The organism is Pseudomonas sp. AD21, assembly GCF_002878485.1.
Classification (GTDB): Bacteria; Pseudomonadota; Gammaproteobacteria; order Pseudomonadales; family Pseudomonadaceae; genus Aquipseudomonas.
The window spans coordinates 8,660-30,674 of sequence record NZ_NQYG01000016.1 but is presented as its reverse complement, the minus strand read 5'-3'; the positions used below and the strand labels follow the sequence as shown (position 1 = coordinate 30,674).

Genomic DNA, 22,015 nt, shown 5'->3' with positions numbered 1-22,015 from the left:
AACGCCTGAAAAGTCAACCAGCTCCCGACGTCCTGTCTTTTAGGCAAACGCTTGATGCAAAACCTTTTTTTGCGTCTACTCTGGAATTGGATCCGATGAAAATCAGAAGGATCTGTCCATCATTATCCGTAACGAGGTGCCCATGAGTCAGGCGTTTCTCCCCTTCTCCCGCCCGAGTATAGGCGAAGAAGAAATTGCAGCTGTCGAGCAGGTTTTACGCTCAGGCTGGATCACGACCGGGCCAAAAAATCAGGCACTCGAAGAGCAATTCGCCCAATACGTGGGCTGCAAGCATGCCGTGGCTCTGTCCTCGGCCACCGGCGGGATGCACATCACCCTGCTGGCGTTGGGCATCGGCCCGGGTGATGAAGTCATCACTCCGTCGCAGACCTGGGTCTCGACCGCCAACATGATTTCCCTGCTCGGCGCCAAACCGGTGTTCGTCGATGTCGACCGCGATACGCTGATGACCGACGCTTCGCGCATCGAAGCGGCCATCACTGCGCGTACCAAGGCGATCATCCCGGTGCACTACGCCGGCGCCGCGTTCGACCTCGATCCGCTGTATGCCCTGGCTGACAAGCACGGGATCCCGGTCATCGAAGACGCTGCCCACGCCGCTGGCACCCGCTACAAGGGGCGTCACGTCGGTTCGCAAGGCACGGCGATTTTTTCCTTCCATGCGATCAAGAACATGACCTGTGCCGAAGGCGCGATGTTCGTCACCGACGACGAAGCCCTCGCCAGCCGTGTGCGCATGCTCAAATTCCACGGTCTGGGCGTCGACGCCTATGACCGCCTGACCGGTGGCCGCAAGCCGCAGGCACAAGTGATGGAGCCGGGTTTCAAGTACAACCTGTCCGACATCAATGCCGCGATTGCCCTGGTGCAACTGCAACGTCTGGACGAAATCAACGCCCGTCGCACCGAACTGGCCACGACCTATCTGCAAAGGTTCGAAGGCCTGCCGGTGCAACCGCTGGCCCTGCCCGCCTATGCCCAGCAACACGCCTGGCACCTGTTCATCCTGCGCATCGACAGCGAACGCTGCGGCATGGACCGCGAAGCCTTCATGAAGGCTTTGCAGGATCAGGGCATCGGCACCGGTATCCATTTCATTGCTACCCACCTGCACACCTGGTATCGCCAGCGTGACCCCGACCTGTATCTGCCCAATACCGAATGGAACTCGGCGCGGTTATGCTCGATTCCGCTGTTCCCCGACATGACCGGTCAAGACCTTGACCGCGTGGTCGGTGCCATCGAACAAATCATGGAAAAACGCCTGTGAAACCTTATCCAATCCGTAGCGTGTCGATCGTTATCCCGGTCTACAACGAACAGGAAAGCCTGCCGGAACTGCTGCGTCGTACCGAAGCGGCCTGCCGTCAGCTGAATCACGATTTCGAAATCGTGCTGGTCGATGACGGCAGCCGCGACGAATCGGCGAACATGCTTGAAGAAGCCGCCGGCCGTGAAAACAGCCCGTTCGTGGCGGTGATCCTCAACCGCAACTATGGTCAGCACGCCGCGATCATGGCCGGTTTCGAACAGTGCAAAGGCGATGTGGTGATCACCCTCGACGCCGACCTGCAGAACCCGCCGGAAGAAATTCCACGGCTGGTGGCCGAGGCCGAAAAAGGTTACGACGTGGTCGGCACCGTGCGTGGCAACCGTCAGGATTCGGCCCTGCGCCGCTACCCGTCGAAGCTGATCAACCTTGCCGTGCAACGCTCCACCGGCGTGGCCATGAGCGACTACGGCTGCATGCTGCGCGCCTACCGCCGCACCATCATCGATGCGATGCTCGCCTGCCGCGAACGCAGCACGTTCATCCCGATCCTGGCCAACAGCTTCGCCCGCCACACCACCGAAATCGTCGTGGCCCACGCCGAGCGTGAACACGGCGATTCGAAATACAGCCCGATGCGCCTGATCAACCTGATGTTCGATCTGGTCACCTGCATGACCACTACCCCGTTGCGTCTGCTGAGCATCGTCGGCTTCGCCATGGCTGGCCTGGGTGTGCTGTTCGCGGTCGCGCTGATCATTCTGCGTCTGGCGTTCGGTGCCGGTTGGGCCGGCGACGGCACCTTCGTGCTGTTCGCCGTGCTGTTCGTGTTTACCGGTGGTCAATTCATCGGCATGGGGCTTCTGGGTGAATACCTGGGCCGCATGTACAGCGATGTGCGCGCCCGTCCGCGTTTCTTCATTGAAAAGGTGTTGCGCAGCCAGCCGGCCGCCCCGGCCCCTGCCGTCACCGTTGATGGTCTTTCTTCTACCACTACTTCTTCCACTTCCGATCAGGTTCTCTCATGAGTGCAAAAACTGTTGTCTTCGCCTACCACGATATTGGCTGCGCCGGCATTGAAGCCCTGCTCAACAGCGGCTACGACATTGCAGCAGTGTTCACTCACGCCGATGATCCGAAAGAAAACGCTTTCTATGCGTCGGTTGCGCAACTGTGCGCCAACAAAGGCATCCCGGTGCACGCACCGGAAGACGCCAACCACCCACTGTGGATCGAGCGCATCGCCAAGCTGGACCCGGAGTACATCTTCTCCTTCTACTACCGCAACCTGCTGAGCGAGCCACTGCTGGCCCTGGCCAAAAAAGGCGCGTTCAACCTGCACGGTTCGCTGCTGCCACGCTACCGCGGCCGCGCTCCGGCGAACTGGGTGCTGGTCAACGGCGAAACCGAAACCGGCGTGACCCTGCACCGCATGGTCAAGCGCGCTGATGCCGGCGCCATCGTTGCCCAGCAGCGCGTTGCCATCGAGCGCAGCGACACCGGCCTGACCCTGCACGCCAAACTGCGCACGGCCGCCAGCGACCTGCTGCGCGACACCCTGCCGAACATGCTGCAAGGCAAGATCACCGAAACCCCGCAGGACGAATCCAAGGCCACCGTATTTGGCCGTCGTACCCCGGCGGACGGCAAACTGGTCTGGGCCAAACCGGCCGAAGAACTGTTCAACCTGGTTCGCGCCGTCACCCGTCCATACCCGGGTGCCTTCTGCGCCGTGGGCGAGCACAAGCTGATTGTCTGGAGCGCCGAAGTCGTCAAGGGCAACGAAGGTCAGGCACCTGGCCGCGTGATCAGCGTCGATCCGCTGCGCATCGCTTGTGGTCAAGACTCGCTGGTGATCAACGCCGGTCAGCGCAACGACAACGGTCTGTACCTGAGCGGCCCGCAACTGGCCAACGAACTGGGTCTGGTTGACGGCTCGCTGCTGCGCGGTGCCGAATCCGGTCGTGCACCACGCCGTACTCGCGTGCTGATCCTCGGTGTCAACGGCTTCATCGGTAACCACCTGTCCGAGCGCCTGCTGCGTGACGACCGCTACGAAGTCTACGGTCTGGACATCGGCTCCGACGCCATCGAGCGTCTGCGCAGCCACCCGAACTTCCACTTCGTCGAAGGCGACATCAGCATTCACTCCGAGTGGATCGAGTACCACATCAAGAAGTGCGACGTGGTCCTGCCGCTGGTGGCCATCGCCACCCCGATCGAATACACCCGCAACCCGCTGCGCGTATTCGAACTCGACTTCGAAGAGAACCTGAAACTGGTTCGCTACTGCGTCAAGTACAACAAGCGCGTGATCTTCCCGTCGACTTCGGAAGTCTATGGCATGTGCCAGGACAAGAACTTCGACGAAGACAGCTCGAACCTGATCGTCGGTCCGATCAACAAGCAGCGCTGGATCTACTCGGTCTCCAAGCAACTGCTCGACCGCGTAATCTGGGCTTACGGCGCCAAAGGCCTGAACTTCACCCTGTTCCGTCCGTTCAACTGGATGGGCCCGCGCCTGGACCGTCTGGATTCGGCCCGTATCGGCAGCTCCCGCGCCATCACCCAGTTGATCCTCAACCTGGTCGAAGGCACGCCAATCCGTCTGTTCGACGGCGGCGAGCAGAAGCGCTGCTTCACCGACATCGCTGACGGCGTCGAGGCACTGGCACGCATCATCGATAACGACAACGATGTCTGCAACGGCCAGATCATCAACATCGGCAACCCGGACAACGAAGCCAGCATCCGTCAGTTGGGCGAAGAGCTGCTGCGTCAGTTCGAAGCGCACCCGCTGCGTCACAACTTCCCTCCGTTCGCCGGTTTCCGCGACGTGGAAAGCAAGGCGTTCTACGGTGCCGGCTACCAGGACGTGGAACACCGCAAGCCAAGCATTGCCAACGCCAAGCGCCTGCTGAACTGGGAGCCGACCGTGGAAATGCGCGAGACCATCGGCAACACCCTGGACTTCTTCCTGCGTGAAGCCATGCTCGAAATCGCGGACAAGAAGTAATGCAGGCAGGTCTTCGTATCGATGTCGACACCTACCGTGGCACCCGTGAAGGTGTGCCGCGACTGTTGGAGATGCTCGACGAGGCTCAGGTCAAGGCAACGTTTTTCTTCAGTGTCGGCCCGGACAACATGGGCCGGCATCTGTGGCGCCTGATCCGCCCGCAGTTCCTCTGGAAAATGCTGCGTTCCAACGCTGCCGGCCTGTACGGCTGGGACATTCTGCTGGCCGGCACTGCCTGGCCAGGCAAACCGATTGGCCGTGATCTCGGGCACCTGATGCGTCAGGCCCGGGACGCTGGTCACGAAGTCGGCCTGCACGCCTGGGATCACCATGGCTGGCAGGCCAATGCCGGGCGCTGGAGCGAGGCCCAACTGATCGAACAGATCCGTCGGGGCGTCGACACCCTCAGCGATATTCTCGGAGAAAAGATCCAGTGTTCGGCCTCCGCCGGTTGGCGTGCGGACGAACGCGTGATCCAGGCCAAGCAAACCTTCGGCTTTCGCTACAACAGCGATTGCCGCGGGCAAAGCCTGTTCCGTCCGCTGCTGGCTGATGGCACACCTGGCGCGCCGCAAATCCCGGTGGACCTGCCGACCTTCGATGAAGTCGTCGGTCCGACCGTGGCTGCCAAGGACTTCAACACCTTCATCCTCGACCGGTTCCGTCAGCAGGCACTCAACGTCTACACCATTCATGCCGAAGTAGAAGGGATTCTGATGGCTCAGGACTTTCGTCAATTGCTGGCCGCTGCACGCCAGCGCAGTATTGACTTCAAACCGCTGGGCGACTTGTTGCCCGAGTTTTTCAACACCCTGCCCGTGGGCCACGTACAACGTGGCGTACTTGAAGGCCGTGAAGGCTGGCTGGGAGTGCAAGGCGCATGACCAAACGCTGGGCACTGCCGCTGTTGGTCGGACTTTGTCTGCTGGCCTATCTGTTGCCGCTGGGCACCCATGGCTTGTGGATTCCCGATGAAACCCGTTACGCGCAAATCAGCCAGAGCATGCTGCTGAGCGGGGACTGGGTATCGCCACACTTCATGGGTTTGCGTTACTTCGAAAAACCGATTGCCGGCTACTGGATGATCGCCATCGGTCAGGAGCTGTTCGGACAGAACCTGTTCGGCGTGCGTTTCGCCTCGGCGCTGAGCACCGGTTTGAGCGTTTTGCTGGGTTACCTGATCGCTCGCCGGTTATGGAACGACCCACGCAAAAGCTTTGTCTGCGCCCTGCTCTACATGAGCTTCACCATCGTTGCCGGCCAGGCCGGTTACGCCAACCTCGATCCGCAATTCACCTTCTGGGTCAACCTTAGCCTCGTCGCGCTGTGGTTTGCGCTGGACAGCCGCACTGGCGGGCAACGCTTCGCAGGTTGGGCGGTACTGGGCCTGGCGTGCGGCATGGGGTTCATGACCAAGGGTTTTCTCGCCTGGGCGCTGCCGGTACTGATCGCCCTGCCGTGGATGCTCTGGCAAAAGCGCTGGCGTGAACTGCTGGTCTTCGGGCCGGTGGCGATCGTCGTGGCGATTGCGGTCAGCCTGCCGTGGGCATTGGCGGTTCACTCCCATGAGCCGGACTACTGGCGGTTTTTCTTCTGGCATGAACACATTCGCCGTTTTGCCGGCGACGATGCCCAGCATGATTCGCCGTGGTGGTTCTATCTGCCGTTGCTGGTGGCGTTCAGCTTGCCGTGGGTCGGTCTGTTGCCGACCAGCCTCAAGCAAGCCTGGCAAACCCGCGCTCAACCGGCGATTGCGTTCCTGCTGCTGTGGCTGCTGATGCCGCTGCTGTTTTTCAGCCTGAGCAACGGCAAATTGCCGACCTACATTCTGCCTTGCCTGCTGCCGATGGCGTTGCTGCTGGGCAATGCCCTGGCGGACCGGTTGCGCCTTGAACAGGGCCGTGCCTTGAGCATCAACGGCCTGCTCAATCTGCTGCTGGGCATTGTGCTGCTGATTGCGCTGGTTTACCTGCAACTGAAAAAACCCGTGTATGACCACGAACTGCACAGTCTGGTGCTGGTGTTCATTGCACTGATCGGCTGGATCATCGCCAACCTGGCGCAAGCGTTCCTGCCGTTGCAGTGCTGGGCGGCGCCAGCGCTGGGCAGCCTGTTGCTGATCGGTGTCCTGCCGGCGGCACTGCCCAAGTCCGTGGTGTCCAACAAGACTCCGGACCAATTCATCCTGCATCACATGGACGAGCTGTCCGGCACCACTCACTTGTTGAGCAATGACCTGGGCGCTGCGTCGGCGCTGGCCTGGCGCCTGCAACGGCCAAACGTCGCGCTGTACAACACCGTGGGCGAGTTGAAGTACGGCCTGTCCTATCCGGAAGGCGCCGAACAGCGGATCACCACCGACAAGGTGCAAGCCTGGATGCGTGATGCCCGTCGTACCGGTTCGGTCGGCGTGGTCATGCGGGTCAAGGGCGATGACGAGCTGCACGAAGTCGACCTGCTGCCCAAGGACGGTACTCGCTACGAGCAAGGCAATCTGGTGATCATGGTTCTGCCCAAGGACCCGTCATGAGCTGGATCTTGCTGCTGACGGCATGCCTGCTTACCTGCCTGGGTCAGGTTGCGCAGAAATACGCGGTTGAGAGCTGGCGCGGGGGCGACTCATCCTGGGCGGACAAATTGCGTTCGCCCTGGCTGTGGCTGGCACTTTTGGCGCTGGGCAGCGGCTTGCTGGTCTGGCTGCTGGTCTTGCAACGGCTGGAAGTGGGCATCGCTTACCCGATGCTCAGCCTCAACTTTGTACTGATCACACTGATCGCACGGTTTGTCTTCCGTGAACCGGTCGACCGCCGCCATTGGCTGGGCGTAGCCCTGGTGATCGGCGGTGTGGTGCTGTTGGGGCAACACTCATGAGCCAGGGACGTGGAATCGCTTTCGCTCTGGGCAGCGTGCTGCTGGTCAGCGGTGCCCAGTTGGGCATGCGCTGGAGCATGACGCGTCTGCCGCAGCCGGAACAATGGTGGTCCGCGCTCACCGCCGGCAGCGTCGATCTTGTCGCGCTGGGCGTGGTGTTCGTAGCCATTCTGGCTTACGCGCTGTCGATGCTCTGCTGGCTCCCCGCCCTGCGCGATCTGCCGCTGGGTCGGGCTTATTCGCTGCTGAGCATCAGTTACGCGCTGGTTTATCTGCTGGCGGCCAGTCTGCCGCTGTTCAACGAATCATTCAGTCTCACTAAATCACTGGGCGTGACACTGGTCATGCTCGGGGTCATTACTATTAACACTCGTCCGTCTCGTGCGCCCGAATTCAGGAGTGCTCCATGAAAATCACAGTATTTGGTAGCGGTTATGTCGGTCTGGTGCAGGCCGCCGTGTTGGCCGAAGTCGGTCACGACGTCGTGTGCATGGACATCGACCAGAAGAAAGTCGAACTGCTGCGCCAGGGTCACGTCAGCATCTTTGAACCAGGGCTTTCGAGCCTGGTACGCGAAGGCCTGGACTCCGGTCGCCTGCATTTCACCTCCGATGAAAAACTCGCAGTGCTACACGGTCGCGTCGCCTTCATTGCGGTCGGTACGCCGTCCAGCGAAGACGGCTCAGCCGATCTGAAGTACGTGCTGTCGGTGGGTGACGCCGTGTCGCGTCATCGTGAGCAGCCGCTGATTCTGGTCGAGAAATCCACCGTACCGGTCGGCACCGGCGACACCCTGCGCGCGCACATTCAGGCCGCGCTGGACAAGGCTGGCCGTCAACTGCAGTTCGATATCGTCTCCAACCCGGAATTCCTCAAGGAAGGTTCGGCGGTGTCCGACTGCCGTCGTCCGGATCGCATCGTCATCGGCTGCGAAGGTGACGAAGTGCGCGACGTGATGCGCGACCTGTACTCGCCGTTCAACCGCAACCATGACCGCATCATGTTCATGGACCTGCGCAGCGCCGAGCTGACCAAATACGCCGCCAACTGCATGCTGGCGACCAAGATCAGCTTCATCAACCAGATCGCCGAACTGGCCGAACACCTGGGCGCCGACATCGAGTCGGTCCGTCAGGGCATCGGCGCCGACACCCGCATCGGTTATCACTTCATCTACCCGGGCTGCGGTTATGGCGGTTCGTGCTTCCCCAAAGACATGCGCGCCCTGATCCACAGCGCCGAACAGGCGCATTGCTCCAGCGACCTGCTGCAAGCGGTCGAGGCGATCAACGAGCGCCAGAAGCACAAGCTGTTCGATCGCATCAATGCGTTCTACAAGGGTGATCTGCGCGGCAAGACTTTCGCCCTGTGGGGCCTGGCGTTCAAGCCGAACACCGATGACATGCGCGATGCGCCAAGCCGCGTATTGCTCGACTCGTTGTTCGCCGCCGGCGCCAGCGTGCGCGCGTTCGACCCGGAAGCGATGCAGGAAACCCAGCATCTGTACCCCAACGAAGAAAAACTGATGCTGATGGGCACCCCGGAATCGGTGCTGTCAGGTTCCGATGCGCTGATCATCTGCACCGAGTGGCAGCAGTTCAAGGCGCCGGATTTCGACCTGATCCAGCAACGCCTGAAAGACCCGGTGATCTTCGACGGCCGCAACCTGTACGACGCCGACCGTCTGGCGCGCAATGGCTTCAAGTACTTCCCGATCGGCCGGGGTGATTCGCGCAAATTGCCGATCCCGCTGCAACAGTGGCCTAACAACGCGGTCGTCGCTTGATCACGTTGTCGCCTGTCATCCGCCGGCAGTCCCTGATCGCAGGGCTGCTGGCACTGCTGTTGTTTATCGCCGGGGTTTACGGACAGGCTCCCATTGGCTTCGATTCACGCTTCGTACTGTTTGCCCAAGAGATGTTGAGACACGGGCCAACCGTATTCCCGACCACCTACGGCCAGCCGTACGCTGATTATTCAGCGGTTTCGACGCTGTTCATCTGGCTGTTGTCCCTGCCCTTCGGTGCGGTCAATACCCTGACTGCGTGGCTGCCCAGCGCGATTGCCGGTGCGCTGATCGTGACATTGATGTACCGCTTGCTGGCGGTGCATTCGCAGCGTTGGGCCTTGATCAGCATTGCGCTGTTGATGCTCACCAGCACCTTCATCACCGAAGTGCGCGCGGTGTCGCAAGACCTGATGCTGGCGGCCGTGGCGCTGTCGGTGTTTTACCTGGGCTACGCGCACGACCACTTCGGCTCTCGCCGCCGCTGGCCGCTGATCTTTGTCCTGCTGTTGCTGGGTTTCGGGATTCGCGGGCCGATCGGTCTGGTGGTGCCAACCGGCATGCTCTGCAGTTACTACCTGCTCAACCGTGAGTGGAAACGCCTGTTCGTGTTCGGTGTGCTGGCGTCGATTCTGCTCGCCGCGTGCGTCGGCCTGCTGTTGTGGCTGGCGAAGCTCAGCGGTGGCGAAGCCTTCTTGCAGGACGTGATCCGCATGCAGTTCATGGGGCGCATGGATGGCAGTGAAGGCGTCAGCGGCTCGCTGTATTACTTCACCAGCTCCATGGGCAACTACGCGCTGGCGTATCCGTTGGCAATCCTGGCGTTGGCCGCGACCTGGCTGAGCAAACCGCATCAGCGTGGTCCGGCGTTACGCCTGGTTCAATACTGCGCGGCTGCCGGCTTGATCGTGATGGTCGGCCTGTCGATTCCGCAGGCGAAGAAAGCGCGTTACCTGCTGCCGATGCTGCCAATGGCGGCGATTATCGCAGCGTATCCGTTCCAGGTGCTGCACGGTCGGGTATTCCGGGTACTGCGTGGCGTGATTCAAGGGCTGTGGCTGCTGACACCGGGGTTGTTGATGGTGGTCCTGTTGGTTGCCAAGCGCCGCTTTCCCGAGCAACTGAACGGCCTCACCCTGATATTGGTCGTGCTCGGCGCCCTGCAATTGCTCGCCTTGTCGCGTTTGCTGATCCCGCGCTGGCGTGCCGAAGTGTTGGCGCTGTGCTCGGTCCTCGCGTTGTGGACGGTGTATGCCGCGGTGTTGGAGCCGGTGGAGCGCCGCCTGTACGACACGCAGACCTTCAGTCGCGCTGCGTTCGCTCAGGTCCAGGCCAATCCGGCACCGCTGGTGCTGCACGGCATGGGCAAAGACGCCAAGGCGATCAAGTTCATGGTCAACGTCGAGCACGACCTGCAGCCGCAGTTCACCGAGACGGTGCAGCAACTCGAAGCCATCAAGGGCCCGGCGTGGCTGATGATGGACAGCAAGGACCTGCAAACACTGCAAGGCACCGCGCTGGCCGGCCTGCAACCGGTGGTGACGGGAAGCTTCGACAAGAACGATTACGTGCTGTTGTACGTCAAGCCCTTGTAGACGCCGTCGAAGGCTGCGATCTTCGGGTCTTTCTCAAGATCAAACGATCGCAGCCATCGGCAACGCTTACATGACCCTCACGATTCGCCCCGCACGGGCTACTGATGCATCCGCCCTCCCCGCCATCGAACGCTCGGCCGCCGAGCTGTTTCGCGTAGATCCTGCCCTCGCCTGGCTCGCCGACAGTGACGTGGCAAGCGCCGCACAACACCGCCAGGCCATCGAACAGGCCCACGTCTGGGTTGCCGAAAGCGCGACCGCGCAACTCGCAGGATTTATCCGCGCGCTGGACGTCGGCAACCAACTGCACATTGAAGAACTGTCGGTCAGCCAGGCGTTTCAGGGCCAGGGCGCGGGCCGCCGGCTGGTGATGGCCGCGATTGAGCATGCGCGCCACCGGCAGATGCGCGCCGTGACCCTGACCACGTTTCGCGATGTGCCGTGGAATGCGCCTTTTTATCAGCGGATGGGCTTTGTCGTGGCTGCGCCGGGTGAGCTTGAGGCGCACTTGATCGAGGCACTGCAAAAGGAAGTCGAGCACGGCTTTGCCGCCGAGCGACGCTGCGCCATGCACCTGATATTGCCCTGAGCCGACAAATCCCTTGTCGGCGTGAGCCTGCTCGCGATAGCGTCCTCTCAGTTAACTGTGTTGGCGCCTGAAACCCGGCATTCGCGAGCAGGCTCGCTCCCACAGGGTTTCGCGTCATAAAAATAAGGACATTTGCACTGCCGTGGCCACTTACTCCCGCCTGATCCGCCGACTGATGATCACCTCGCTGAGCATCGTCATCAGCCGTGCCCTGATCAGTCCGCTGCTGACTCTATTCCTCAGTAACAAACTGGGCCTCAACCCGCAGGACGTCGGTCTGTTGCTGGGCATCGCAGTGTTCAGTGCCACGCTGTTTTCGCTGTATGGCGGCTACATCATCGATCGGCTCGACAAGCGCCGGCTATTGATTCTGACCATGCTTTCCAGCGGGGTTGGCCTGATCCTGCTGACCTTCGCGCAGAATCTGTACCTGGTCACACTGGTGCTGATCATCAGCGAGACCGCGTCGGCGCTGTTCCTGATCTGCTCCAAGGCGATCCTCAGTGAAAACCTGCCGGTTGGCCAGCGGGTGAAAGCGTTCTCGTTGAACTACACGCTGACCAACATTGGTTACGCCGTCGGCCCAATGATTGGCGTGGTGATTGCCGGAGTCTGGCCCTCGGCGCCGTTTATCGTTGCGGGCCTGATTGCCGGTGGCAGCATTTTCCTGTTGCTGGGCGTCTCCCGCCAGGTCAGTCCGGTGTCGCTGGGCAGCCCGCCACAGAGTTTCCTGAACACCCTGATCATCCTGAAAAACGACCGCACGATGATCCTGTTTACCCTCGGCTGCCTGCTCAGCACTCTGGTTCACGGGCGCTTCACCCTGTACCTGTCGCAATACCTGCTGGCGACCCACACCCAACAACAGACGCTCGACACCATGGCCGCCCTGCTCGCCTGCAACGCGATCACCGTGATCCTGTTGCAATACCAGATCGGTCGTTTCCTCAAGCGCGAACACCTGCGGTTCTGGATTGCCGGCGGCACCGCGTTGTTCATCGTCGGCCTGATCGGCTTCAGCCTGGCGGACAGCCTCGTCGGCTGGTGCGTGGCGATGTTCATCTTCACCTTGGGCGAGATGATCATTTACCCGGCGGATTTCCTGTTTGTCGACACGCTGGCCCCGGAAGAACTGCGCGGCAGCTACTACGGTGCGCAGAATCTGGCCGCACTGGGCGGCGCCGTGAGTCCGGTGATGTGCGGGTTCCTGCTGATGCACACGCCGGCGCCGAGCATGTTCTACGCCTTGAGCGCCCTGGCCGCCCTCGGCGGGGATTTATGTTTTGTCAGCGGACGGCGCGTGGCGACAATTCAACAATAATGCACTGAAGCAGCATTAATATGAATTTGTCAGCATCGACATTGCACGGCACACTGTGCGCGTTCCTCCCCCAATAGTTGGAACGCTTCGAGGACTTTCCGAAACGGACAAGTCCTTTTTTTTGCCTCGAATTTACTGCAAGGACCCGATTCACATGCTCGCTCGCTGGTTGCCCGCCGCCATCAACACCCGCCCCACCGAATGGAGCCGCGCTGCCATCGGCATGGCGTTGGGCACTCTGTTCAGCGTCTGGGCGTGCAGTCAGGTGTTCGGCCATGAAGTGGCGTATCACCTGATCGGACCACTGGGCGCGTCGGCAGTGCTGCTGTTCGCCGTATCCTCCGGCGCGCTCGCGCAACCGTGGTCGATCATTGGCGGCTACCTGTGCGCCAGCGTTGTCGCGTTACTGGTGGCCCACGTACTCGGCCGCACCTTGGGCAGTGCGTGTCTGGCGGCAGGCATGGCGCTGATCCTGATGTGCTGGCTGCGCTGCCTGCACCCACCGGCCGGCGCGCTCGCGCTGACCCTGGTGCTGGCCGATCCCGCCACCATCGCCATGGACTGGAAAGCCATGGAGCCAGTGATGTTGGCCGCTTCGTGCATGCTGCTCAGCGCTTTGGCCTACAACAACCTGACGCGCATCCGCTACCCGAAACGCCCAGCTGAGCCTGCGCCACCTGTAGCACCGGTCGATAGCCAGGCAATTACCGCCGAGGACCTGAAGTTGGCGCTGGCGGATATGGAAGCCTTCATCGACGTGACGCCTGAGGATCTGGAGCAACTGATTCACGCGAGCGAGCTGCACGCCAAACGGCGCAGTATCAGTGAAGTCCTGTCACAACGTACCTGACAATCGCGCTTCTCTGTGGCGAGGGGGCTTGCCCCCGTTGACTCGCGAAGCGCCCCATAACTGCTCGCGGTTTCCTTGTGGCTCAACCGACTCAGCGAATTTGCGACGGCTGCGCCGCCGAACGGGGGCAAGCCCCCTCGCCACAACAGGGTCGGTGCTCAATGCAAAAACGCAGACAGCCTGTGCACATATCCCCGTTGTACACGGCAAATTTGCACTGTTACGATCCATCAACGCTCGCGCGCGAGCTTCTCGAATAAAGACAATAAAAGCAGGGAGTTAGTGATGACTGCTCAGGCTTCATCCCCGCGGACCCCGTCCATGGATGCCACGCAAAACGAAGTGCTGGCCGAGGTTCGCAATCACATCGGTCACCTGACCCTCAACCGCCCCGCCGGTCTCAACGCCATCACCCTCGACATGGTTCGCCAGTTGCAGCGCCAACTCGACGCTTGGGCCGCTGACGCCAATGTGCACGCCGTGGTGTTGCGCGGTGCCGGAGAAAAGGCGTTCTGCGCCGGCGGCGATATCCGTTCCCTGTACGACAGCTTCAAAAGCGGCGACACACTGCATGAAGACTTCTTCGTCGAGGAATACGCCCTCGACCTGACGATTCACCACTACCGCAAACCGGTGCTGGCGTTGATGGACGGCTTCGTCCTCGGTGGCGGCATGGGTCTGGTGCAAGGCGCGGATCTGCGTGTGGTCACCGAGAAGAGCCGTCTGGCGATGCCGGAAGTGGCCATCGGGTATTTCCCGGATGTCGGCGGCAGCTATTTCCTCTCGCGGATTCCCGGGGAACTGGGGATTTATCTGGGCGTCAGCGGCGTGCAGATTCGCGCGGCCGATGCGCTGTATTGCGGGCTGGCCGACTGGTATGTCGACAGCTGCAAACTGGCGAGCGTGGACGAGCAACTCGATCACCTGGAGTGGCACGACACACCGCTCAAGGACCTGCAGAGCCTGCTCGCGAAAAACGGCGTGCAGACCCTGGCCGATGCACCACTGCAGAAACTGCGCCCGGTCATCGACCACTTCTTCGCCCTGCCGGACGTGCCGAGCATCGTCGAGCAACTGCGCGCGGTCACGGTCGCCGACAGCCACGCGTGGGCCACCGCCACTGCCGACCTGCTGGAGACCCGCTCACCGCTGGCAATGGCGGTGACCCTGGAGATGCTCCGGCGCGGCCGGCAACTGAGCCTGGAACACTGCTTCGCCCTCGAACTGCATCTGGATCGCCAGTGGTTCGAGCGCGGCGACCTGATCGAAGGCGTACGCGCCCTGTTGATTGACAAAGACAAGACACCACGCTGGAACCCGCCGACCCTCGCTGCGCTGGACGCCGAGCACGTCGCGAGTTTCTTCCACGGGTTTGATGAGAGCGGGAACTGAGCCATGCACGATCTCGAACTGACTGAAGAACAAGTGATGATCCGCGACATGGCCCGGGACTTTGCCCGTGGCGAAATCGCGCCCCATGCGCAAGCCTGGGAAAAGGCCGGCTGGATCGACGACGCGCTGGTAGCGAAGATGGGCGAACTGGGCCTGCTGGGCATGGTGGTGCCCGAGGAATGGGGCGGCACTTACGTCGATTACGTGGCGTACGCCTTGGCCGTGGAAGAGATTTCTGCCGGCGACGGCGCGACCGGCGCGTTCATGAGCATCCACAACTCGGTGGGCTGCGGCCCGGTAATGAACTACGGCAGCGAAGAGCAGAAACAGACCTGGCTGGCCGATCTCGCCAGCGGTCAGGTAATCGGCTGTTTCTGCCTGACCGAACCGCAGGCCGGCTCCGAAGCGCACAACCTGCGCACCCGCGCCGAACTGCGCGACGGCCAGTGGGTGATCAACGGCGCCAAGCAATTCGTCAGCAATGGCAAACGGGCGAAACTGGCGATCGTGTTTGCGGTGACCGACCCGGATCTGGGCAAGAAAGGCATTTCCGCGTTCCTGGTGCCCACCGCTACTGCGGGTTTCATCGTCGATCGTACCGAACACAAAATGGGTATCCGCGCCTCCGACACCTGTGCGGTGACGCTGAACAACTGCAGCATTCCCCAGGCCAACCTGCTCGGCGAGCGCGGCAAGGGCCTGGCGATTGCCCTGTCCAACCTCGAAGGCGGACGTATCGGCATCGCCGCGCAAGCCTTGGGCATCGCCCGGGCGGCGTTCGACGCGGCGCTGGTGTATTCCCGTGATCGCATCCAGTTCGGCAAGCCGATCAACGAACACCAGAGCATCGCCAACCTGCTGGCCGACATGCACATGCAAATCAACGCGGCGCGCTTGATGATCCTGCACGCGGCGCGCCTGCGCACGGCGGGCAAACCGTGTCTGTCGGAGGCTTCACAGGCCAAACTGTTCGCGTCGGAAATGGCCGAAAAGGTCTGCTCCTCGGCGATTCAGATTCATGGCGGGTATGGGTATCTGGAGGATTATCCGGTCGAGAAGTACTACCGCGATGCGCGGATTACCCAGATCTACGAAGGCTCGAGCGAGATTCAGCGGATGGTGATTGCGCGTGAGCTGAAGAACTACCAGCTCTAAAAGCATCGCGAGCAGGCTCACTCCTACATTGGATCTGTGTCGTACACAAATCTCCTGTAGGAGTGAGCCTGCTCGCGATGAGGTCAGCCCAGGCGCTGCTTTATTTGCCCTGAAACTCCGGCGCCCGTTTGGCCACAAACGCCGCCATGCCTTCCTTCTGATCCTGCGTGGCAAACGCCGCATGGAACACCCGGCGTTCAAAGCGCACGCCTTCAGTCAGGTTGACCTCAAAGGCGCGGTTGACGCTTTCCTTGACCATCATGGCAATCGGCAGCGATTTACTGGCGATCACGGCGGCGACTTTCAGCGCTTCGTCCAGCAACTCATCGCTCGGCACGATCCGCGCAACGATGCCGCAACGCTCGGCTTCGACTGCATCGATCAGGCGCCCGCTCAGGCACATCTCCATGGCCTTGGCCTTGCCCACAGCGCGGGTCAGGCGTTGGGTGCCGCCCATGCCCGGCAGCACGCCGAGGTTGATTTCCGGTTGACCGAATTTGGCATTGTCGCCGGCCAGAATGAAGTCGCACATCAACGCCAGTTCACAGCCGCCACCGAGGGCGAAGCCATTGACCGCCGCGATGATCGGCTTGCGTCGGTTGGCCACGCGGTCGCTGTCGCTGAACAGATCATCCATGTAGATCTGCGGGTAGGTCAGCTCGGCCATTTCCTTGATGTCGGCACCGGCGGCGAAGGCTTTTTTCGAGCCGGTAATGACGATGCAACCGATGTTCGCATCCGCTTCCAGGCCATCGAGGGCGTGGTTCACTTCGCTGACCAGTTGCGCGTTCAGGGCGTTCAGCGCCTGCGGGCGGTTCAGGGTGATCAGGCCGACGCGGCCGTGGTTTTCCAGCAGAATCGTTTCGTAAGTCATGGGCAAGATTCCTTGTCAGAGATTGCGCGAAATAACCATGCGCTGAATGTCGCTGGTGCCTTCGTAGATCTGGCAGACGCGCACGTCGCGGTAGATCCGTTCCAGCGGGAAGTCATTGAGATAACCGTAACCGCCCAGCGTCTGCAACGCCATCGAGCAGACCTTCTCGGCCATTTCCGAGGCGAACAGTTTGGCCATCGAGGCCTCGACCAGCGCGGGTTGACCGCTGTCACGCAGGGCGGCGGCGTAATGCACCATTTGCCGGGCGACGGCGATCTGCGTCGCCATGTCGGCAAGGCGGAAGGCCACGGCCTGGTGCTCGATGATCGGTTTGCCAAAGGTGTCGCGCTCACGGGCGTAATCGCGGGCCGCTTCAAACGCAGCGCGGGCCATGCCCACCGATTGCGAGGCGATACCAACCCGTCCGCCTTCAAGGTTGGCCAGGGCGATCCTGTAGCCTTCGCCCTCTTCGCCCAAGCGGTTGGCGACCGGCACTTTCACGTCTTCAAAGAGGATCTGGCAGGTGTCCGAGGCGTGCTGGCCGAGTTTGTCTTCGACCCGAGCGACTTTGTAGCCCGGCGAATCGGTGGGCACGATGAACGCGGTAATGCCACGTTTGCCGGCGCTCGGGTCGGTCACCGCAAACACAATCACGATCCCGGCGTTCTGCCCGGAGGTGATGAATTGCTTGCAGCCATTGAGCACGTAGTGATCGCCTTCCAGGCGTGCGCGGGTTTTCAGGCTGCTGGCGTCAGATCCGGCCTGTGGCTCGGTCAAGGCGAAAGCCCCGAGCATGACACCGCTGGCCAGTGGCTTGAGGAAACGTTCGCGTTGGTCGTCGTTGCCGAACTTGAGGATCGGCACGCACCCCACCGAATTGTGCACGCTCATGATGGTCGAGCAGGCACCGTCGCCGGCGGCGATTTCTTCCAGGGCCATGGCATAGGCCAGGTAACCGGTGTCACAGCCGCCCCACTGCTCCGGAACCAGCATGCCGAAAAAGCCCAGCCCGGCCATCTCGCCGATGGCTTCCTTGGGGAAACGGTGCTCGCGATCCCACTCGGCGGCGAACGGCTTCAGCCGTTCCTCGGCGAACTGCCGGGCCATATCGCGGATCTGGGTTTGGTCTTCGTTGGGAATCATGGTGAATCCTTAAATTAAGTCGCACCGCATACCCTTTGTAGGAGTGAGCCTGCTCGCGATGGCGGTGTGTCATAGACATAAATGTTGACTGACACGACGCTATCGCGAGCAGGCTCACTCCTACAGGGGGATTGCGTGGATCAATAGACGCATTCCACGGCCATGGCCGTGGCTTCACCGCCGCCGATGCAGATTGCCGCAATCCCGCGTTTCAGGCCTTTCTGGCGCAGGGCCGAGAGCAAGGTCACCAGAATTCGCGCACCCGAGGCGCCGATCGGATGGCCCAGCGCGCAGGCGCCGCCATGCACGTTGAGTTTGTCGTGGGGGATTTCCAGATGGCTCATCGCGGCCATCGCCACCACGGCGAACGCTTCGTTGATCTCAAACAGATCGACCTGATCGAGCGCCCAGCCGGTCTTTTTCACCAGTTTCTTGATTGCGCCAATCGGCGCCACCGGGAACAGGCCCGGGGTGTCGGCAAACGCCGAGTGACCATGAATCACCGCCAGCGGCTTCAGGCCGAGTTTGTGTGCCTGCGACTGGCGCATCAGCACCAGTGCCGCCGCGCCGTCGGAGATCGAGCTGGAGTTGGCCGCCGTCACGGTACCGCCTTCGCGGAACGCCGGTTTCAGCGAAGCAACCTTGTCCAGCTTGGCTTTCGGCGGCTGCTCGTCGTTGCTGATCAGCAGTTGTTCCTTGCCGACGGTCACCGTCAGCGGCACGATCTCGGCCTTGAAGCTGCCGTCCTTGATCGCCTGCTGGGCGCGGGTGGTCGAGGCGATGGCAAAGGCGTCCTGCGCTTCGCGGCTGAAGTCGTTGGTTTCGGCACAGTCTTCGGCGAAGGTGCCCATCAGGCGACCCTTGTCGTAGGCGTCTTCGAGGCCGTCGAGGAACATCGAGTCGAGCACTCGGCCATGGCCCATGCGGTAACCGGCGCGGGCACGGTCCAGCAGGTACGGCGAGTTGGACATGCTTTCCATGCCGCCGGCGATCACCACATCGGCACTGCCTGCGATCAGCATGTCGTGGGCAAGAATGGTGGTTTCCATGCCCGAACCGCACATCTTGTTGACTGTCGTGCAACGGGTGGATTTGTCCAGCCCGGCGCCGAGTGCCGCTTGCCGCGCCGGGGCCTGACCGAGGCCTGCCGGCAATACGCAACCGAACAGCACTTCGTCGACCGCGTCGCTGGCAACCCCGGCGCGTTCCACTGCAGCCTTGATCGCGGCAGCGCCGAGTTGTGGTGCAGTGAGGCTTTTCAGTTCGCCCTGAAAACCGCCCATCGGGGTGCGGACGGCGCTGACAATAACAATCGGATCGTTGGAAATAGTCATGAAAAATCCTCCTTACTTGGCGGCCATGCGCAAGGCGCCGTCGAGACGGATCACCTCACCGTTGAGCATGCTGTTTTCGATGATATGCCGAACCAGCGCGGCGTACTCGGCCGGTTTGCCCAGGCGCGGCGGGAACGGCACGCCGGCAGCCAGCGACTCACGGACTTCCGGGGTCATGCCGGCCATCATCGGGGTTTCGAAAATGCCCGGGGCGATGGTCATCACGCGGATGCCGAAGCGCGCCAGTTCACGGGCGGCCGGCAGGGTCAGGCTGGCGATTGCGCCTTTGGAGGCGGAATACGCCGCCTGGCCGATCTGGCCGTCGAACGCCGCCACCGACGCGGTGTTGATGATCACCCCGCGCTCGCCATCGGCATTCGCTTCGCTCTCGGCGATGGCCGCCGCTGCCAGGCGCAGCATATTGAAGCTGCCGATCAGATTGACGTTGATCACCTGAGCAAAACTGGACAATGCATGCGGGCCGTTTTTGCCGAGGATCTTCTCGCCCCGGACGACGCCGGCGCAGTTGACCAGGCCGTTGAGGCTGCCAAAGGCTTTGACAGTCGCCTGCACCGCGGCCTCGGCGGCAGCTTCATTGCTGATATCGGCCACCACACTGTGCGCGCCAAGGCGCTGGGCCTGGGCGGCAACGGCTTCGGCGTTCATGTCCACCAGCATCACTTTGGCGCCGGCGTTGACCAGCAGTTCAGCGGTCGCCGCACCCAGGCCGGACGCGCCGCCAGTGACGATAAAAACCTTGTTCTCGATCTGCATGACTGACTTCCTGATTCAAGCTGAAACGTTGTGCGCCGCGGCCTCTTGAGCCTTGGCGATTTCCTGGTTGCGCAAGATAAAGCGCTGCAATTTGCCGCTTGGGGTTTTCGGCAATTCGCTGACAAATTCGATTTCACGCGGGTATGAATGTGCGGCCAGACGCTTGCGCACGTGTTGCCGCAACTCTTCGGCCAGCGCGGGTTCCGCGCGGTATTGCGGGTTGAGCACGACGAAGGCTTTGACCAGTTCGGTGCGCTCCGGGTCCGGTTTGCCGACCACTGCTGCTTCGACCACGGCCGGGTGCTCGATCAGCGCGCTTTCGACGTCGAACGGGCCGACGCGATAGCCCGACGTGGTGATCACGTCATCGCTGCGACCGACGAAGCTGATGCTGCCGTCGGGGTTCCATTCCACGGTGTCGCCGCTCAGGTAATAGTTGCCGACGAAGGCCTTGGTCGGCACGCCTTCGTAGCCGCCGAACCAGCACATCGGCGATTGCGGGCGGTCGATGGCGAGGATCCCCGGCTGGCCAACGCCGAGTTCGTTGTAGTGCTCGTCGAGCACCACGATGCGATGGCCCGGCGAGGCGAAACCGGCGGCGCCGAGGTGGATCGGGTGTTCCAGACCGTGGTGGTTGCACAGGACCATGCCCAGTTCGGTCTGACCGTAGTGATCGTGAATGACCACGCCAAGGTTGTCGGCGAACCAGCGGATCACCTCCGGGTTCAGCGGCTCACCGGCGCTGCTGACGATGCGCAGCTTGCCCTTGATCGACTTGGCGAATTCGTTGCCGCCGGCTATCAACAGGCGATACGCGGTCGGCGAGCCGGTAAGGTTGGTGATGCCGTATTTGTTGATCACCCGGCAGGTGCTTTCGAGGGTGAACGGACCATCGTAAAAGGTGATCGGATGCCCCATCGCCATCGGCCCGGTGACGCCGAAATAAATGCCGTAGGCCCAGCCCGGATCGGCGACGTTCCAGAACGCGTCTTCGGGGCGCAGATCCACCGCGTCGCGGGTGTAGCTCTGGAACGCGACGATGGCTTTGAGCGGCACCGACAGCGCTTTCGACGGGCCGGTGGTGCCCGAGGTGAACATCAACAGGAACGGGTCTTCGCCCGTCAGCAGGACCGGTTCGCAGACATTGGAATAGTTGGCCAGCTCGGCCCAGAAACTGAAATCGCCACGAACGATGCCCTGCCCTTTGGCGCCGCCGACGGTGACCACGGTCGGGCAATCGGCGACTTCGGCGAGTTTCGGCCGGTTGGTCGCGTCGGTGACCACCACTTTGGCGCCGGAACTGTTCAGGCGATGTTCGATCGCCTTGGGACCAAACGCGGTGAACAGTGGTTGATACACCGCGCCAATGCGCCAGGTGGCGAACACGGTGACAAGCAATTCGATGTTGCGCGGCAGCAGGCCGGCGACCTTGTCGCCCTTCTGCACACCCTGGGCGAGCAGGAAATTGGCGAAGCGTGCAGCTTTGTCCTGCAAGTCGCTGAAGGTGTACGTCGCACTGGCGCCGTCGCGGCCCTCCCAGAACAGCGCGATGCGCCCCGGCAAAGCGTGACGGTCGCAACATTCGACGCAGGCGTTGAGCGCCTCCAGCGAGCCGCTCAGCGCAGCGTCCACGGTGTGCTGATAGTTGAACTGTTCGGTGGCAGACAAGTAATCGCGCATTGCCAGAATCCCTCTGTGTTTTTATTAGGCTGGGAACCGTAAACAACACAGGGATAGTCGCGCTGCGGCGCGGAGGCGGCAATGGTCAAAGCCATCAAGTTGGATGACTGGTTTGGCCAAGATTCCAGAGATGCGCTGCCTGGACTGGCGCCTTCGGGAGCAAGCCCCTTCCCACAGGGAATTGCATTTCAAATGGGGGATCACCTGTGACTGACGGGCAAGCTGCAATCACAGGGAGCATGCATTTCAAAGGTGGGATCACCTGTGACTGCCGGGCAAGCTGCAATCACAGGGAGCATGCATTTCAGAGGTGGGATCACCTGTGACTGCCAGGCAAGTTGCAA

19 protein-coding genes are annotated in these 22,015 nt (G+C 61.6%); 14 read left to right on the top strand and 5 right to left on the bottom strand.

Translation table 11 applies throughout. From position 1 onward, the window contains the following. Nucleotides 1-142 precede the first annotated feature (142 nt). From arnB to PseAD21_RS12600, 14 genes are all read left to right on the top strand, one after another. Nucleotides 143-1,291 (top strand): UDP-4-amino-4-deoxy-L-arabinose aminotransferase, encoded by a 1,149-nt coding sequence (gene arnB / locus PseAD21_RS12665; RefSeq protein WP_102355976.1) that lies wholly within the window; start codon nt 143-145, stop codon nt 1,289-1,291. Continuing rightward, on the top strand, nt 1,288-2,319 hold the full coding sequence (gene arnC, locus PseAD21_RS12660) for an undecaprenyl-phosphate 4-deoxy-4-formamido-L-arabinose transferase (RefSeq protein ID WP_102355975.1): 1,032 nt from the start codon (nt 1,288-1,290) through the stop codon (nt 2,317-2,319). Before arnB ends, arnC begins: the two co-directional genes overlap by 4 nt. Next, on the top strand, nt 2,316-4,307 hold the full coding sequence (gene arnA / locus PseAD21_RS12655) for a bifunctional UDP-4-amino-4-deoxy-L-arabinose formyltransferase/UDP-glucuronic acid oxidase ArnA (RefSeq protein WP_064587512.1): 1,992 nt from the start codon (nt 2,316-2,318) through the stop codon (nt 4,305-4,307). Before arnC ends, arnA begins: the two co-directional genes overlap by 4 nt. Next, complete coding sequence (gene arnD, locus PseAD21_RS12650; RefSeq protein WP_102355974.1) at nt 4,307-5,191, top strand: 4-deoxy-4-formamido-L-arabinose-phosphoundecaprenol deformylase; 885 nt, start codon at nt 4,307-4,309, stop codon at nt 5,189-5,191. The genes arnA and arnD overlap by 1 nt, the downstream gene beginning before the upstream one ends. Then, on the top strand, nt 5,188-6,837 hold the full coding sequence (arnT, locus tag PseAD21_RS12645) for a lipid IV(A) 4-amino-4-deoxy-L-arabinosyltransferase (RefSeq protein WP_102355973.1): 1,650 nt from the start codon (nt 5,188-5,190) through the stop codon (nt 6,835-6,837). Before arnD ends, arnT begins: the two co-directional genes overlap by 4 nt. Continuing rightward, nucleotides 6,834-7,178, top strand: coding sequence for a 4-amino-4-deoxy-L-arabinose-phosphoundecaprenol flippase subunit ArnE (gene arnE / locus PseAD21_RS12640; RefSeq protein WP_102355972.1), 345 nt, complete (start codon nt 6,834-6,836; stop codon nt 7,176-7,178). The genes arnT and arnE overlap by 4 nt, the downstream gene beginning before the upstream one ends. After that, nucleotides 7,175-7,588 (top strand): 4-amino-4-deoxy-L-arabinose-phosphoundecaprenol flippase subunit ArnF, encoded by a 414-nt coding sequence (arnF, locus tag PseAD21_RS12635; protein WP_102355971.1) that lies wholly within the window; start codon nt 7,175-7,177, stop codon nt 7,586-7,588. Before arnE ends, arnF begins: the two co-directional genes overlap by 4 nt. Next, on the top strand, nt 7,585-8,964 hold the full coding sequence (locus PseAD21_RS12630) for a UDP-glucose/GDP-mannose dehydrogenase family protein (RefSeq protein WP_102355970.1): 1,380 nt from the start codon (nt 7,585-7,587) through the stop codon (nt 8,962-8,964). The genes arnF and PseAD21_RS12630 overlap by 4 nt, the downstream gene beginning before the upstream one ends. Then, nucleotides 8,961-10,559 (top strand): glycosyltransferase family 39 protein, encoded by a 1,599-nt coding sequence (locus PseAD21_RS12625; protein ID WP_102355969.1) that lies wholly within the window; start codon nt 8,961-8,963, stop codon nt 10,557-10,559. The genes PseAD21_RS12630 and PseAD21_RS12625 overlap by 4 nt, the downstream gene beginning before the upstream one ends. Nucleotides 10,560-10,629: 70 nt before the next feature. Further along, the gene (locus tag PseAD21_RS12620; protein ID WP_102355968.1) at nt 10,630-11,148 is read left to right on the top strand and encodes a GNAT family N-acetyltransferase; all 519 of its coding nucleotides are present in this window, start codon (nt 10,630-10,632) and stop codon (nt 11,146-11,148) included. A gap of 142 nt (nt 11,149-11,290) precedes the next feature. Next, nucleotides 11,291-12,469: an MFS transporter gene (locus PseAD21_RS12615; protein WP_102355967.1), complete on the top strand. Its 1,179-nt coding sequence runs from the start codon at nt 11,291-11,293 to the stop codon at nt 12,467-12,469. A 154-nt stretch (nt 12,470-12,623) separates the two neighbouring features. Next, on the top strand, nt 12,624-13,319 hold the full coding sequence (locus PseAD21_RS12610) for an HPP family protein (protein WP_102355966.1): 696 nt from the start codon (nt 12,624-12,626) through the stop codon (nt 13,317-13,319). Between the two features lie 285 nt (nt 13,320-13,604). Next, complete coding sequence (locus tag PseAD21_RS12605; protein WP_102355965.1) at nt 13,605-14,711, top strand: enoyl-CoA hydratase/isomerase family protein; 1,107 nt, start codon at nt 13,605-13,607, stop codon at nt 14,709-14,711. Between the two features lie 3 nt (nt 14,712-14,714). Further along, nucleotides 14,715-15,866: an acyl-CoA dehydrogenase family protein gene (locus PseAD21_RS12600; RefSeq protein WP_102355964.1), complete on the top strand. Its 1,152-nt coding sequence runs from the start codon at nt 14,715-14,717 to the stop codon at nt 15,864-15,866. Nucleotides 15,867-15,966: 100 nt separating this feature from the next. Here PseAD21_RS12600 and PseAD21_RS12595 read toward each other — a convergent pair whose 3' ends face one another. The 5 genes from PseAD21_RS12595 to PseAD21_RS12575 all read right to left on the bottom strand — a co-directional run bounded on the left by PseAD21_RS12595 (nt 15,967) and on the right by PseAD21_RS12575 (nt 21,671). Next, nucleotides 15,967-16,740, bottom strand: a complete 774-nt coding sequence (locus PseAD21_RS12595; protein ID WP_025109814.1) for an enoyl-CoA hydratase — start codon at nt 16,738-16,740, stop codon at nt 15,967-15,969. Between the two features lie 15 nt (nt 16,741-16,755). After that, the gene (locus PseAD21_RS12590) at nt 16,756-17,883 is read right to left on the bottom strand and encodes an acyl-CoA dehydrogenase (RefSeq protein WP_102355963.1); all 1,128 of its coding nucleotides are present in this window, start codon (nt 17,881-17,883) and stop codon (nt 16,756-16,758) included. A 140-nt stretch (nt 17,884-18,023) separates the two neighbouring features. Next, a complete protein-coding gene (locus PseAD21_RS12585; protein ID WP_102355962.1) occupies nt 18,024-19,217 on the bottom strand; it encodes an acetyl-CoA C-acyltransferase in 1,194 nt (397 codons plus the stop codon). 12 nt (nt 19,218-19,229) lie between these two features. Then, nucleotides 19,230-19,991, bottom strand: coding sequence for an SDR family NAD(P)-dependent oxidoreductase (locus tag PseAD21_RS12580; protein WP_102355961.1), 762 nt, complete (start codon nt 19,989-19,991; stop codon nt 19,230-19,232). A 15-nt stretch (nt 19,992-20,006) separates the two neighbouring features. Further along, the gene (locus tag PseAD21_RS12575) at nt 20,007-21,671 is read right to left on the bottom strand and encodes an AMP-binding protein (protein WP_102355960.1); all 1,665 of its coding nucleotides are present in this window, start codon (nt 21,669-21,671) and stop codon (nt 20,007-20,009) included. Between the last annotated feature and the right edge of the window lie 344 nt (nt 21,672-22,015).

Coding starts and splice junctions, on each gene's coding strand:
- arnB (WP_102355976.1), top strand. CDS start 143: ATGAGTCAGGCGTTTCTCCCCTTCTCCCGCCCGAGTATAGGCGAAGAA.
- arnA (WP_064587512.1), top strand. CDS start 2,316: ATGAGTGCAAAAACTGTTGTCTTCGCCTACCACGATATTGGCTGCGCC.
- arnD (WP_102355974.1), top strand. CDS start 4,307: ATGCAGGCAGGTCTTCGTATCGATGTCGACACCTACCGTGGCACCCGT.
- arnT (WP_102355973.1), top strand. CDS start 5,188: ATGACCAAACGCTGGGCACTGCCGCTGTTGGTCGGACTTTGTCTGCTG.
- arnE (WP_102355972.1), top strand. CDS start 6,834: ATGAGCTGGATCTTGCTGCTGACGGCATGCCTGCTTACCTGCCTGGGT.
- arnF (WP_102355971.1), top strand. CDS start 7,175: ATGAGCCAGGGACGTGGAATCGCTTTCGCTCTGGGCAGCGTGCTGCTG.
- PseAD21_RS12630 (WP_102355970.1), top strand. CDS start 7,585: ATGAAAATCACAGTATTTGGTAGCGGTTATGTCGGTCTGGTGCAGGCC.
- PseAD21_RS12620 (WP_102355968.1), top strand. CDS start 10,630: ATGACCCTCACGATTCGCCCCGCACGGGCTACTGATGCATCCGCCCTC.
- PseAD21_RS12610 (WP_102355966.1), top strand. CDS start 12,624: ATGCTCGCTCGCTGGTTGCCCGCCGCCATCAACACCCGCCCCACCGAA.
- PseAD21_RS12605 (WP_102355965.1), top strand. CDS start 13,605: ATGACTGCTCAGGCTTCATCCCCGCGGACCCCGTCCATGGATGCCACG.
- PseAD21_RS12600 (WP_102355964.1), top strand. CDS start 14,715: ATGCACGATCTCGAACTGACTGAAGAACAAGTGATGATCCGCGACATG.
- PseAD21_RS12595 (WP_025109814.1), bottom strand. CDS start 16,740: ATGACTTACGAAACGATTCTGCTGGAAAACCACGGCCGCGTCGGCCTG.
- PseAD21_RS12590 (WP_102355963.1), bottom strand. CDS start 17,883: ATGATTCCCAACGAAGACCAAACCCAGATCCGCGATATGGCCCGGCAG.
- PseAD21_RS12585 (WP_102355962.1), bottom strand. CDS start 19,217: ATGACTATTTCCAACGATCCGATTGTTATTGTCAGCGCCGTCCGCACC.
- PseAD21_RS12580 (WP_102355961.1), bottom strand. CDS start 19,991: ATGCAGATCGAGAACAAGGTTTTTATCGTCACTGGCGGCGCGTCCGGC.
- PseAD21_RS12575 (WP_102355960.1), bottom strand. CDS start 21,671: ATGCGCGATTACTTGTCTGCCACCGAACAGTTCAACTATCAGCACACC.